This window comes from uncultured Abyssibacter sp. (assembly GCF_964000955.1).
GTDB lineage: Bacteria > Pseudomonadota > Gammaproteobacteria > Nevskiales > OUC007 > Abyssibacter.
The window spans coordinates 1-13805 of the sequence record NZ_CAXFCL010000196.1 but is presented as its reverse complement, the minus strand read 5'-3'; the positions used below and the strand labels follow the sequence as shown (position 1 = coordinate 13805).

At 64.3% G+C, this 13805-nt stretch carries 10 protein-coding genes; 8 read left to right on the top strand and 2 right to left on the bottom strand.

What is annotated here, in order from left to right; translation table 11 throughout:
- The 6 genes from ABNS06_RS09420 to ABNS06_RS09395 form a co-directional block, all read left to right on the top strand.
- The coding region (locus ABNS06_RS09420) for a helix-turn-helix domain-containing protein (protein ID WP_348674158.1) at positions 1 to 675 on the top strand (675 nt) is incomplete at its 5' end.
- Positions 676 to 981: 306 nt separating this feature from the next.
- The gene (locus ABNS06_RS09415; RefSeq protein WP_348674159.1) at positions 982 to 2199 is read left to right on the top strand and encodes a DUF1329 domain-containing protein; all 1218 of its coding nucleotides are present in this window, start codon (positions 982 to 984) and stop codon (positions 2197 to 2199) included.
- Positions 2199 to 3239 carry a YCF48-related protein gene (locus tag ABNS06_RS09410; RefSeq protein ID WP_348674156.1) on the top strand — a complete coding sequence of 347 codons (1041 nt, stop codon included), beginning with the start codon at positions 2199 to 2201 and terminating at the stop codon, positions 3237 to 3239. The genes ABNS06_RS09415 and ABNS06_RS09410 overlap by 1 nt, the downstream gene beginning before the upstream one ends.
- A 96-nt stretch (positions 3240 to 3335) precedes the next feature.
- The gene (locus tag ABNS06_RS09405) at positions 3336 to 5909 is read left to right on the top strand and encodes an MMPL family transporter (RefSeq protein WP_348674154.1); all 2574 of its coding nucleotides are present in this window, start codon (positions 3336 to 3338) and stop codon (positions 5907 to 5909) included.
- Positions 5910 to 5970: 61 nt separating this feature from the next.
- Positions 5971 to 6816, top strand: coding sequence for an alpha/beta hydrolase (locus ABNS06_RS09400; RefSeq protein WP_348674152.1), 846 nt, complete (start codon positions 5971 to 5973; stop codon positions 6814 to 6816).
- On the top strand, positions 6813 to 7682 hold the full coding sequence (locus ABNS06_RS09395) for an alpha/beta fold hydrolase (RefSeq protein WP_348674151.1): 870 nt from the start codon (positions 6813 to 6815) through the stop codon (positions 7680 to 7682). The genes ABNS06_RS09400 and ABNS06_RS09395 overlap by 4 nt, the downstream gene beginning before the upstream one ends.
- A gap of 28 nt (positions 7683 to 7710) precedes the next feature.
- Here ABNS06_RS09395 and ABNS06_RS09390 read toward each other — a convergent pair whose 3' ends face one another.
- Together ABNS06_RS09390 and ABNS06_RS09385 are read right to left on the bottom strand one after the other, a co-directional pair.
- A complete protein-coding gene (locus ABNS06_RS09390) occupies positions 7711 to 8589 on the bottom strand; it encodes a MaoC/PaaZ C-terminal domain-containing protein (RefSeq protein WP_348674150.1) in 879 nt (292 codons plus the stop codon).
- 2 nt (positions 8590 to 8591) lie between these two features.
- Positions 8592 to 9944 carry a 3-oxoacyl-ACP reductase gene (locus ABNS06_RS09385; RefSeq protein WP_348674148.1) on the bottom strand — a complete coding sequence of 451 codons (1353 nt, stop codon included), beginning with the start codon at positions 9942 to 9944 and terminating at the stop codon, positions 8592 to 8594.
- Between the two features lie 455 nt (positions 9945 to 10399).
- On the opposite strand from ABNS06_RS09385, the gene ABNS06_RS09380 reads away from it, so the two are divergent.
- Together ABNS06_RS09380 and ABNS06_RS09375 are read left to right on the top strand one after the other, a co-directional pair.
- On the top strand, positions 10400 to 12094 hold the full coding sequence (locus ABNS06_RS09380; protein ID WP_348674146.1) for an AMP-binding protein: 1695 nt from the start codon (positions 10400 to 10402) through the stop codon (positions 12092 to 12094).
- Between the two features lie 138 nt (positions 12095 to 12232).
- A complete protein-coding gene (locus ABNS06_RS09375; protein WP_348674144.1) occupies positions 12233 to 13621 on the top strand; it encodes a DUF1329 domain-containing protein in 1389 nt (462 codons plus the stop codon).
- Positions 13622 to 13805: the final 184 nt, after the last annotated feature.

Here is a 13805-nt window from a genome sequence, read left to right as displayed (position 1 = left end):
GAGGCATTGCTGACCATCGATTCCGCGGTGCCCGCGGTCAACGCCAACCGCCACCTGTACGAGTGCCTGACCCAGGGCGTTGTCGGGTTCTTCAAGAGCGTGACGGACGGTGACTTCGCGCCATGCCAGGTGAGCTTCGTGGCTGGCGCGCCAGCGTCGACCGCCGAAGCCGAGGGACTGTTTCGCTGTCATCTCGTATACGGCGCCGACCACAACGGCATCCGCTTCGATGCCGCGGTGCTGCAGCGCCCCTCACCACATGCGGAACCCAGGCTCGTGGAGCTGCATGAACGTGTCGCCGAAGACCGCCTCAAGGAACTCAACGCCACCGACTTCGTCATCGCGGCGCGGCGCGCCATCGCACGCGAACTGGAGCGCGGGACGCCCAGCCTGGCGCAGGTCGCCGAGCGACTGAACGTCCCGCAGCGCGAACTGCGCAGTCGGCTCGCCGCGGCGGACACCAGCTTCAACAAGGAACTGGACCGGTACCGGGAGCGACTGGCCTGCCGCCTGCTCTATCGCACGAACCAATCCATCGATGAGATTGTCTACCTCACCGGATTTTCCGAACCCAGCACGTTCTACCGGGCGTTCCGCCGCTGGCGTGATGAAACACCCATTCAGTACCGGCAGCGGATGCGCCAGCGCACCAAGTCGTCGGATCGAACTGGCTGACCGGAACGACAGGAAAGATTGGCCATCCGCGCCATAACGTTTACAGTCATCGCTGTTATCTTAGTCCGCGCATGCCACCCGTAGCATGCCGCCAACAAAGTCACATGGAGGAGCCATGCGCAGATTGTCTGCTCTGGCCGCAATCGCGGTCTCATTTCCCGTGCTCGCCGGCGTCAGCGCCGACGAAGCGGCGAAGCTCGGCAACGAACTCACCCCGGTCGGGGCCGTCCGGGCCGGTAATGAAGCCGGCACGATTCCCGTGTGGATGGGCAAGGAGCTGTTTTCGCAGGACATCCAGGATCTTAGCTGGAAAAGTGGCGCAAGGACTCCCCGAAGAAGATCGAGGATCTGGTCTTCAACGAAATCGAGCGCAACGCCAGCAAGTTCGACAAGAATCCGCTGGAGTCCACGCTCACTATCACCAAGGCCAACTACAAGCAGCATGCGGACAAGCTGACGGTGGGCCACCAGAAGATGTTCGAGCTCTACGACGACTACAAGATGATCGTCTATCCGAGCGTCCGCACCGCCTTCTTCCCCGACGAGATCTACGCCGCGACCAAGAAGAACGCCACGGACGCCACGCTGGAAGGCACCGATGCGGTCAAGAACGCCAAGCTCGGTTTCCCCTTCCCGATTCCCAAGCAGGGCGCGGAAGTGATCTGGAACCACAAGACCAAGTTCCGTGGTTCGGCGGTCAAGCGCTTCAACAACCAGGCGATCGTCGCCCAGGACGGGGATTTCAAGATCTCCAAGCTGGTCGAGGACGTGAAGTTCAAGTACGCCAACCTCAATGACCAGAGCGATGATTCGAACAAGCTCATCGCCTACTACCTCCAGGAGGTCGTGTCGCCGCCGCGCGTGGCCGGTCAGGTGACGCTGGTGCATGAAACCGCCGACCAGTCCTCCGGTGGCCGCAACGCCTGGCTATACGATCCGGGCATCGGGCGCACGCGCCGCGCACCGAACGTCGGCTACGACAATCCATCGCTGGGTTCGGACGGCGAGCAGTTCAATGACCAGATCGACGTGTTCAACGGTGCGCTGGACCGCTACACCTGGAAGCTGATCGGCAAGAAGGAGATGTACATCCCGTACAACTCCGGTCAGATGAACAGCCCGCTGCTCTCCTACGAGGACATCCTCGGCAAGGGGCACATCAATCAGGACTACGCGCGCTACGAACTGCATCGCGTGTGGGTGGTGGAAGCCACGCTGCGTGACGGTCAGCGCCATCAGTTCAAGAAGCGCGTGTTCTACGTCGATGAGGATTCCTATTCCATCGCCGTGGTCGATTGCTATGACAACCGCGATCAGCTGTGGAAGCTGCAGGAAGCGCATCTGACGACCTTCCCGTTCGTGCCCACCACCTCGGGCTCGCCGGAGCTGATCTACGACCTGCAGACCGGACGCTACTTCGCCACGGCGATGACCAACGAGGACCAGATCTCGGACTTCGACGTCAGCTACGAAGATCGCATGTTCCTCCCGCAGGGGCTGGCTCGCGTCGCCGGACGCCGCTGATGACATCGCGTGCGCTGACGGCGTCGCTGCTCGCCGGTTGCCTCGCCACGGCCAACGTGGCGGCGGCAACCGAGTCCGACGCCAAGGACGATCCGCGCATGGAACCCGCCGAGATGATGGAGCTGGCCGACCAGCGCATTCTCGTCGGGCTGACCGAGGTGGCCGATGGCTACCTCGCCGTCGGCATGCGGGGACACATTCTCCGCTCCACCGACGGCAAAGCCTGGACGCAGGTGGCCAGCCCGGTCCGCTCGATGCTGGTGACGCTGGATTTTCCGACCGACAGCACCGGCTATATCGGCGGGCACGATGGCGTGATCCTGAAGTCGTCGGACGGCGGCCAGGAATGGACGCTGCAGCATTTCGACAACGCACCCCAGCGGCCGGCGATCATCTACGACCTGATGTTCGAGGACGAGGAAACAGGGTTCGCCGTGGGCAGCTACGGGCTGATTCTCCGGACCAGCGATGGCGGCGAGAACTGGACGCCGGTGGAAACCGATCTCGAGTTCCTCGGATTCCACAACAGCCAGATCGTCCGGATCAGCGACGAGATGATGCTGATCGTCGGCGAGAAGGGTTTGGCAGCCCGGTCCTCCGATGACGGTCAGACCTGGGAGATGCTGGTCTCGCCCTACACCGGCTCCTTCTTCGGGGCGATCCCCGACGGCCAGGGTGGAGCACTGATCTACGGCATGCGCGGGCGCCTGTACCGGATCGCCGATGTCAGCGCCGTCGAAACGCAGAGCCCGATGGATTACGACCCGTTCATGGCGGCCAATGTCGACGACCCGCAGGTCCTGGCCGAGATGGGCTGGGAATATCTGGAAACACCGACCAGCGAATCGTTCTTCGGAGCCACCGCGATGCCCGACGGCAGCGTGACCCTCGTCGGCAACGCCGGCCTGATCATGACCGGCAATCCGGACAGCCGGAGCTGGTCGGTTCAGACGAACCCCAATGGCGACACCCTCGCCGGCGTGCTGCCCGTCAACGGCGAGTTGCTGACGGTCGGACGTCAGGGCGTGGAGTGGCACTGATCCACCCACGCTGACCACCATCCCGCGATCGCGGCTCGGGGGAGTCGCTTCGCGCCAAGGACAGGGGCGCTCCGCGCCCCGCAGGGAGACGAACCTATGGCCTCGGAAGGCTCTTCGCTCACCAATTCGCCCGTCGCCCGGGCGATTCTCAATGTCGTCGAACCGCTGGTGTTCGGTCGCCCGGCCATCACGCTGTTCGTGCTGGTCGCGCTGACGCTGTTCTTCGGCTACCACGCCGCGCGCATCCAGCCCGACGCCGGGTACGAGAAGACCATACCGATGGAGCACCCCTACATGGGTGCGTTCCAGGAGTACTACAGCGAGTTCGGCGGCGCGAACCTCGTGCTCGTCTCGCTGATGCAGAAGGAAGGCGAGATCTACAACGAAGCGTTCCTGACCACGCTGAAGAAGGTCACGGACGACATTTTCTTCCTGCCGAATATCGACCGGCCACGGGTGATGAGCCTGTTCACGCCCAACGTGCGTTTCGTCGAGATCACCGAACAGGGCTTCGAGGGCGGCGACGTGATCCCCTCCGACTACAGACCGTCGGAGGACATGTTCCGCACCATCAAGTCCAACGTGAGCAAGGCCCAGGTGATCGGGCGCCTGGTGTCCGAGGACGAACGGGGCGCCATGGTGGTGTCCGAACTGCTGGAAGTCGATCCACAAACCGGCAAGCAGGTCGACTACACCCACGTCGCCAACCTGCTGGAGACAATCCGCGGACGGATCGAAAGCCCGACCGTGTGGGAGTTCCGTCTGCGCGAGGCCAGCGGCGACATGGAGGCCGGCACCGTCGTGGGCCGAGCCTACACGGAACCCGGCAAGCTGGACCGCTGGTTCGGCGAGCAGACCGTCACCCTGCCCCAGACATCGGGTGAAACCGAAACCGCCACGTTCAAGAACAGCGACCTGGACATCGTGGCGCTGGACAACCCGGAGTACAACCCGAACATCACGGTGCACATCGTCGGTTTCGCCAAGGTGGTCGGCGACATCACCGACGCGACGCTGGAGGTGGTCGGTTTCTTCGGCCTGGCGCTGGTCATGACCTCGCTGCTGCTGTGGATTTACACCGGCTCGCTGAAGATGGCGTTCCTGCCGATGGGCTGCTCCGTCGTCGCCGTCATCTGGGAATTCGGCCTGCTGTCGCTGTTCGGCCTGGGCCTGGACCCCTTCGCGATTCTCGTGCCCTTCCTGGTCCTGGCGGTGTCGGTGTCGCATGGCGTCCAGTACGTCAACGCCTGGGTCGGCGAAGTCAGTTCGGGTCGAAGCAGCTTTGATGCGTCGCTGGAAACCTTCCGCCGTCTCGCGATCCCCGGCACGGTGGCGCTGATCACCGACGTGGCCGGCTTCGCCACCATCGCGCTGATCAACATCCAGATCATCCAGGAAATGAGCGCCAACGCGGCGTTCGGCGTCGCCGCCATCATCATCACCAACAAGGTGCTGATGCCGGCCTGGCTGACGTACATGCGTGTTGGTGATCTGGATGCCTTCGAACGCAAGCAGCAGGTGCGCGAGAACCTGCTGGCGCCGATGTGGAAATTCGTCGCCAAGATCACCCGGCCGATACCGGCAATGTGTGCCATCGGCGTCGCCGTGCTGTTGCTGGGCTGGGCGTTCTACATGTATCCCAAGCTGCAGGTCGGCGACGCGCTGGAAGGCACGCCGGAGCTGCGACCTGACTCACGCTTCAACCAGGACGCCCGGACCATCGGCCACAACTTCTCGATCGGCATCGACATTCTCAAGGTCATCGCCGAGACCGAGGCGGACGGCTGCGTGGATTTCAATGTCGTCGAGGAAATCGACCGCTTCGCCTGGCGCATGGACAACGTCGAGGGCGTGGCCTCCACGCTGTCGGTGCTGGACTACGCGAAAATGGTCTACCGCGGCCTGAACGAGGCCCGGCTGTCCGCCGAGGTCCTGCCCCGCAACCAGTTCTCGCTGGCGCAGTCCACCGCCCTGGTCCCGACCACGTCCGGATTGCTCAATGGCGACTGCTCGGCCATGGCGATCTTCATCTTCACCGAGGATCACCGCGCCGAAACCATCAGCCGCATCGTCGACGCGGTGAAGCAGTACGAGGAGGAAACCTCGGACACTGACCGGGTCAGCTTCCGCCTCGCCACGGGCAATGTCGGCGTCATGGCCGCGACCAACGAAGTCGTGGAAGAACAGGAGTTGATGGTCGTGTTCTGGGTCTACGTGGTCGTGATCGGCTTCATCTGGCTGTCGTTCCGCAACCTGTCCTCCGTGCTGTCGATCGTGCTCCCGCTGTCGCTGGTGTCGATGATGGCGTACGGCGTCATGGCCTATCTCGGCATCGGCCTGAAGGTCGCCACCCTGCCCGTCGTCGCGTTGGCGGTCGGGATCGGCGTGGACTACGGCATCTACATCTACGCGACGCTGGAGGAAGGAGTAAAGAACGGCAAGCCGATCGAGCAGGCGTTGTACGAGACGCTGGGCAAGACCGGCAAGGCCGTCGTCTTCACCGGCATCGCTCTCGGCCTGTCGGTGGCCACCTGGCTGTTCTCCCAGCTCCAGTTCCAGGCCGACATGGGCATCCTGCTGGTGTTCATGTTCACCGCGAACATGTTTGGCGCGATTCTGCTGCTACCGGCAATCGCCCGTTTCACCATGCGCCAGCCTGCCGGCAGCTGATGGTCCTGTTCCCCCCGCGTCGGCCTCGCCGATGCGGGGGGATGGGCCTACAATCGAGCGCATGACCGCGCTCTACGACTGCGGCGCCTTCACCCACGATGGCCGTCGCCTCGCCTATGAACTGATCGGCCCCCGTGATGGCTCGCCGGTGCTGCTGATGCACGGCATCCTGATGGACTCGATGCTGAATCGCGACCTGGCATCCGCCCTGGCCGACGCCGGGTATCGCGTGGCGCTGCTCGACCTGCTGGGTCACGGCCGCAGCGAAAAACCCGATCGCGCGGAGGAACTGCGCATCGATGCCTTCGGCGATCAGGCCGTTGCCCTGCTTGATCATCTCGGATGGTCCCGCGCGGTGGTCGGCGGCGTGTCCCTGGGCGCAATCACGGCACTGCACGCGGCGGTGCGGGCACCGGAACGTGTCACCGGGCTGTTTCTGGAGATGCCGGTGATGGAACGCGCCGCTCCGGCGGCCGCGCTGATGCTGGTCCCTTTGCTGGTCGGTGTGCGCTACGGCGCCCGCCCGTGGCGTCTCTGGGCACGCATGCTGCGACGGCTGCCCACGCCCAGACGCGGCATCTGGCAAAGCCTGCTCAACACGATTTCACAGGACCCCGATGTCATGGCCGCCATCATCCATGGTGTGCTCGTCGGCCCTGTCGTGCCACCGTTGCGCGATCGCATCCGCCTGGCGGCACCGGCGCTGGTCATCGGCCATGCCGGCGACTGGCTGCACAATCTCCAGGACGCCCGCGCACTGGCCCGCGAACTGCCCAACGCCGAACTCGTCGTCGCCCGTTCCCCGTTCGAGCTGCGCACACGCCCGACACGCCTGCTGCCCGACATCCTGCGCTTCCTGCAGCGCACGCAGCGCGAGGCGGATCAGGCCACTCCATCACTGGCATGACGGTCGTCCGCAACGCATTCCTCCAGACCGCGGAGGATGGTGGCGTCTGTCGCGTTACGCGGATTCGATCCCCGAACACGGAGCGGAGCCAGCCGGTCGTGCTGCTGCCCGGCATGTTCACCAGTCGACGGTTCTGGCTGTCCGACAAGGACATCGGCCTGGCGGCCTATCTCGCCGAACAAGGCTTCGACAGCTGGATCACCGAGCGGCGCGGAATCGGGGATGTTGATCCACAGGCCCGTGCCGGTGCCGACGAGCACGTCCGGCTGGACCTGCCATTGCTCGCGGACCGCATCCTCCGCGAAACCGGCCAGGCGCCGTTCTGGCTGGGCCACTCCTTCGGAGGCCAGCTGGCGGCCAAGGCAGCCAACGAGACCGTCCCCGCCGACGCGGTCGCCGGCCTGATCCTGATCGCGACGCAGACGGAGCGCGGCAAGCGCTGGCTGGTCCCACCACTGTCCACCGCGGTCATCACCATGACCCGCCTGCTGGGACGCGTACCGGCCCGACTGGCCGGTCTGGGACCAGAGGACGAACCCGCCGCGGCGGTGCTGGACTCCGTCGCGTGGACGGTCGATGCCCGCAAGACCGGCGGCTGGCCGGCACGGCTCGCGACGCTGGAAACTCCGGTGCTCGCCGTTGCCTCGTCACACGACACCGTCGACCCGGCCGACGGCTGCCGTCATCTGTTCGATCAGATCGGATCGACCGACAAGACCTGGTGGCTGCTGGAACCCGGTGCGGAGATGTCCGCGACCTTCGACCATCCCGGCATCGTCGTCAGCAAACCGGCCCGGACCCATGTCTGGCCCGGGCTGGCTCATTGGATGCAGAGTCGCTCGGAGCCGGTGACGTCCGTCGCCTGAGCGACGGATTCGGCCGGCGCGACCGAACTCAGGCAGCCGGCTTGATCGAGCCTTCCAGGTACAGCGTTGAACGCTGCGGATTGGTCAGCAGATAGGTCTGCACACCGTCGTCGACACGGCTCAGCAGTTCGGGCTGCCCCGGCAGGAACAACGGTCGCTTGAAGGCCACATCCAGCGAACAGGCCTGCTCGATCGTCTCGCCCCCGCAACGGGCCACGCAACTGGCGAAAGACCACATCCCGTGCGCGATCGCGCGTTTGAAACCGAACAGCTTGGCCGCCAGCGGATGCATGTGGATCGGATTCACGTCACCGGCCACGAGACCGTAGCGACGGCCGATGTTTCCGGGCGCCTTCCACTGGTCGACCACGGCGTAGTCATCCCAGACCGGCGGCTGCCAGCCCTTGCCACCGCCGCCACCGGACTTTTTCGGGTCGCGGATCAGGTTGGTGCTGGTGCTTTCCCACACGCACTGCTCATCCGTGTCGAGAATCCGGGTCTGCAAGTCGAACTCCAGACCCTTGTCCACCGGACGATGCCCTTCCACGACGACATGCACGCCCAGCGGCTCGTTCTGATGCAGGCTGCGGTGCTGATGCACGACGTTGCGCATGTGCACGGCGCCCAGAAGCTTCAGCGGAAACGCCTCATGGGTCAGCACGGCCATGTGCAGCGGCGCCGCCATGATGTGCGGAAACGTGACGGGCAGCAGGCCGTTGGCTTCGAAGCCGCAAAGCTTGCGGTACCGGTTGACCGCTCCGGTCGATGCCGGAGCGGGCGCCAGGTGCGCCTCCAGCCGGGGAATATCCTGTCCTTCATCCAGACGGACGCCACCCGGCCTGGCGGCCTTGGCGTAGCTGATCCAGACCGAGGGCGGCGCGTCGAACTGCAGATTGGCGGCCGACACGATCAGGCTCCGATCAGGCTTTGGCCACAGACGCGGATCGTCTGGCCGGTGATGCCCGCGGCGCCCGGCGTGGTCAGGAACTTGATCAGCTCGGCCACGTCTTCCGGCAGCCCGCCCTGCGACAGCGAGTTCATGCGACGACCGCCCTCGCGGATCATGAACGGCATCTCCGCCGTCATCCGGGTCTCGATGAAGCCCGGCGCCACGGCGTTCACGGTGATCCCGCGCCCGGCCTGGGCCGCCGACTGCGCGGCCACGTAGCCGATCAGGCCGGCCTTCGTCGCGCCGTAGTTCGTCTGGCCCATGTTGCCGGCGATACCGCCGATCGACGACAGACAGACGATGCGACCACCGTCGTTGATGACCTTGTCGCCGAGCAGGACTTCGTCAATCGCCAGGATCGCGCCCAGGTTGATCGACAGGACCATGTCCCACAGATGCTCCTTCATGTTCGCCAGCGTCTTGTCACGGGTGACACCGGCGTTGTGCACGACGATGTCGACACCGCCATGCTGCTCCTTGAAATAGCTCGCGATCTTCTTCGGCGCCTCCGGATCGGTAATGTCCATGGGCAACGCCGCGCCACCGATCTTGGCGACGGTGGCATTCAGCGTTTCCTCATCGGCGGGAATGTCGAGGCAGACGACATGGGCGCCTTCCGCCGCCAGTCGCTCGGCGGTCGCGGCGCCGATGCCTCGGGCGCCACCGGTGACCAGCGCCACCTTGCCCTTGAGCGCGCCGGACAGCGGCATCTCCGCCGGTGCCTTCACCGCCGTGCCGACATGCATCGGCTGGCCATCGACATAGGCCGAATGACCGCTGAGCAGGAAGCGCAGCGGCGCGGCCAGGCGATCCTCGGCGCCCTTGGCCACGTGAATCAGATTGGCCGTGGCGCCGCGCTTGCCGATCTCCTTGCCCACCGAGCGGACAAAGCCCTCGGCGGCGCGGGCGGTCGCCACGGCCTTGGGGTTCGCGCCCTCGGCAGGCTCGCTGGCCAGCACCACGACGCGGCCGTTCGATGCGATCTGACGCATGACCGGATGGAAGAAGGTGTAGAGCTGCTTGAGACCCTCCACGCCGTCGATGTCGGTGACGTCCAGAACCAGACCGTTGTACTTGGCGCCTTCCGAGGCACTCGCGGCCAGGGTCGCGCCCGCCGCCTCAAGGTCGGCCCGCACGGCCTTGGCCACCACGCCGTCGGTCGCGGTGCCGAACAGCACCTGCAGGCCCGCGAGCGGCTGTTCCGCATACTGCGTGCCGCCCCGGTTCAGTTCGACCGGCGTGGGCAGCCCCACGGTCTTGATGACATTGCGAAGCGTCGGCTGACTGGCCAACTTCACCAGGTAATCACTCATTGATCACTCCATCGGAATCGAAGAATCGGCTTGTCGCGGATGCCGGCCCCGTTTCGCACAGGATCACGCCAATCCGACTTGAATGTTGCGGCGCACGATAACGAAATTACCCGCTGGCGGCCATTGGCCGAGTCCGACACCCGGTGTGAGCAGACTGGCCAACCGGGCAGCTGACCCGCATCACGACCGGACCCGACACGCCCGCGCATCCACCGCATCCTGTCGCGGAAAGCGCCGTTCATTGGCGCTATTCGGCAAAGCGTTCTACGCTATGCACCCGCTGCGAGTACCACAGCGTACATACGGAAATCGAGCGTGGTACCGACGACAGCCGTAGATCTTGCAATTGAGACGGCCGGTCACGCCGGTGACCCGGCGAATACAACGCCGACCCGCACCCGGCCGTGCGGGTCCGGACTCCAGACCAATCGACAACGACGTTCAAAGGGGGACGCATGGGTCAGTCCTTGACCATCAAGAATAATTACGTATCAGCGCCCAGTGCACCGATTCAGCATGATCGCGACCCGGTCGCGATGCTGTTCCACTGGGCAGAGACTCGACCCAAATCGACCTACCTGCGCCAGCCGATCAACGGCGTGTGGCGCGAATACAGCTGGGCCGAAGTCGCCGATCAGGTCCGCAGGATGGCATCCGCGCTACAGGCCATGGGCCTCAAGCCGGGCGAGGTCGTGGCGCTGACCGGCAAGAACACCGCGCACTGGATCATCGCCGACCTGGCGATTTCCATGGTTGGCGGCATTTCCGTCGGCATCTATCCGAACCAGGCATCGGAAACCACACGTTACGTGCTGGAGCACAGCGAAACGAAGTTCCTGTTCTTTGGCCCGCTGATGGATGCGCAACAACTGGCCGACGGCATTCCCGAATCGGTCAAGACCATCGGGTTCCCGTACCCGGAAGTCCCGGAAACCGATTACGGCTGGGACGCCCTGCTCAAGGAGCATGAACCTCTGCAGGACTGGGAGCCAAACGACCCCGATGGCGTCCACACGATGATCTACACCTCAGGGACCACCGGCAATCCCAAGGGTGTCATGCTCAGCACGCGGGCCACGCGGGAGATCATGGGTGGCGTGATCGACCGGCTCAAGCTGGGTGACGACGAACGCTTCTTTTCCTATCTGCCGCTGTCGCACATCTTCGAACGCGGCGTGATCGAGCTCTCCAGCCTCTACATCGGGGCGGAGGTTTCGTTCATGGAGTCCCTGGACAAGCTGGCCTCCCAGCTTGCGGAAGTGGCCCCCACCCGCTTCTATGGCGTGCCCGTCGTCTACGGCCGCATCCAGCACGGCATTCTGCACAAGCTGCCGCAGAAGAAGCTGGAGCGCCTGCTCCGCATCCCGATCCTGTCCGGCATGATCCGCAAGAAGGTGGTCACCGGGCTCGGCCTGCAGAACGCACGCGGGGTTGTCTCCGGCGCGGCGCCAATGCCGGAAGCCATGATCAACTGGTTCAGCAAGCTCGGCATCACCATCTGCCAGGGCTACGGGATGAGCGAAAACGCGGCGTACTGCACGACGAACATCCCGTCCGAGAACCGGATCGGGTCGGTCGGCCGCCCCATGCCGGGCGTGGACATCAAGATCCACGACAAGACCGAAGAGGTCCTGACCCGTTCGACGGCCACGATGCTTGGCTACTACAAGAATCCGGAAAAGACCGCCGAAACCATCGTCGACGGCTGGCTGCACACGGGTGACAAGGGCCGTATCGACAAGGACGGCTACCTCTACATCACCGGCCGGATCAAGGACGCGTTCAAGACCTCCAAGGGCAAGTACGTCGATCCGTCACCGATCGAGGACAAGCTCGCCGTGGACGAGGCCATCGCCCAGATCTGCCTGATCGGCAGCGGCATGAAGCTCCCGGTCGGCATCGTCCGGATCGAAAGCGACGATTCCGACGCGGACATCGCCGAGCGTCTGGCCGACAAGGTCGAGGCCCTGAACAAGACACTCGAACCTCACGAACGCGTCGGCAAGCTGTTCCTGACGCGGGATGAATGGACCGTCGAGGACGGGCTGGTGACGCCGACCATGAAGATCAAGCGACCGCAGCTGGAAGAGCGCTACCGCGACCATGCCGAGGCGATGCTCGGCGAAGAGGACAAGGTCATCTGGCTTTGATGTGATCACGACAGTGCCGGCGCTTGCGCCGGCACGCGTTACGGCGGTGGCAAACTCATTCGTTCGCTGACACACTCCGCCGTGAACGAGACCTGGGGACAAGGCCGTGCTCAAAGCGGCCGAACGAGGAGACAACTTATGCAATCCCACCTGCAACGCGTCTGCGCGCTGGCGCTGCTGATTCCACTGACCGTCACCGCCAAGGTGTCGTCCGACGAGGCGGCCCGTCTGAAGGATGGCGGTGATCTGACTCCGCTGGGCGCCGAGAAAGCGGGCAACGCCGACGGCTCGATCCCCGCATGGGGCGGCGGACTGAGCAGCAGCGAGGCCCCGGACAAGTACGATGGCTTCGGCACCCGGCTCTATTCGCCGTGGCCCGACGACGAACCCATCGCCGAGATCACCAACGCGAATCTGGCGAAGTACCGGGACCAGATGTCACCCGGGCAGCTCGCGCTGTTCAAGAAGTTCGACGACTTCAAGATGCCCCTGTATGCATCACGCCGCCGGAATGGTGCTCCGGACTACGTCTACGCCGCCACATTCGAGAATGCGACACGGGCGACGCTGGGCGCCAACGGCGAAGCGCTGGTTGATGCCATCATCGGCATTCCCTTCCCGATTCCCCAGAACGGCCGGGAAGTGATCTGGAATCACAAGACGCGATTCCGCGGCATGTCCGGAAGCCGCTGGAATGTGCAGGCCGCCGTCACCTCATCCGGGGCCTACAACCTCGTGAAGCTGCATGAGGACTTCAAGTTCAACTACAGCCTCAAGGGCGCGACGCCCGACTCGCTGAAGAACGTGCTGATCTACTTCATGCAGGAAATCCGCGACCCGGCGCGCCTCGCCGGCCAGTTCCTGCTGGTCCACGAAACCATGGACCAGGTGAAGGAACCGCGGCGTGCCTGGCTCTACAACCCGGGCCAGCGACGTCTGCGCCGGGCCCCGAATGTCGGCTACGACAACCCGGGCACCGGATCCGACGGACTGCGCACGAACGACCAGCTCGACAGCTACAACGGCGCGATGGATCGCTACACCTGGAAGCTGATCGGCAAGCGCGAAATGATCATCCCGTACAACGCCTACAAGCTGCACGATGACGACAACGAATACGAGGACATCCTCGAGCGCGGTCACATCAACCAGGATCTGGCGCGGTACGAAAAGCATCGCGTCTGGGTCGTGGAAGCGACCGTCCGCGACGGTACCAGCCACATCTACGACAAGCGCGTGTTCTACGTGGATGAGGACTCCTGGACCATCGTGCACCAGGATATCTACGACAAGCGCGGCGAACTGTGGCGTGTCCACGAGCAGCACACCCTGCCGTCCTACGGCGTCAGCGAACAGTTCGGAGAAGCCCAGGGCTTCTCGGCGCCGGCCATCGAAGTCGCCTACGACATCCTCAACAATCGCTACCTCGCGTTCTCGATGAACAACGAGGAAGACGAGGCGCAGGAACGTGAATTCGACGGAGATCACTTCACCCCGGCGAACGTGAAGCGGATGGCGCGGCGGTAAGCGCTTTCGGCTGAGGCCAAAGATCGAGCCCGGACAGGTTGCGGCCTGTTCGGGCTTTTTTGTTGGCACCTGGCTGCCAGGAGCAGGTTTCGCCCTGCCGGGCGAGCCGATTTTCTTTGTACGCCCAAAGAAAACCGGCGAAAAGAAAGGGCGCCCGGGACGTGGCCAGCCGCCTTTGGCGGCT

Excerpts from the sequence above, each read along its gene's own strand:
- ABNS06_RS09395 (WP_348674151.1), top strand. The coding sequence starts at position 6,813 with ATGACGGTCGTCCGCAACGCATTCCTCCAGACCGCGGAGGATGGTGGC.
- ABNS06_RS09385 (WP_348674148.1), bottom strand. The coding sequence starts at position 9,944 with ATGAGTGATTACCTGGTGAAGTTGGCCAGTCAGCCGACGCTTCGCAAT.
- ABNS06_RS09405 (WP_348674154.1), top strand. The coding sequence starts at position 3,336 with ATGGCCTCGGAAGGCTCTTCGCTCACCAATTCGCCCGTCGCCCGGGCG.
- ABNS06_RS09400 (WP_348674152.1), top strand. The coding sequence starts at position 5,971 with ATGACCGCGCTCTACGACTGCGGCGCCTTCACCCACGATGGCCGTCGC.
- ABNS06_RS09375 (WP_348674144.1), top strand. The coding sequence starts at position 12,233 with ATGCAATCCCACCTGCAACGCGTCTGCGCGCTGGCGCTGCTGATTCCA.
- ABNS06_RS09410 (WP_348674156.1), top strand. The coding sequence starts at position 2,199 with ATGACATCGCGTGCGCTGACGGCGTCGCTGCTCGCCGGTTGCCTCGCC.
- ABNS06_RS09380 (WP_348674146.1), top strand. The coding sequence starts at position 10,400 with ATGGGTCAGTCCTTGACCATCAAGAATAATTACGTATCAGCGCCCAGT.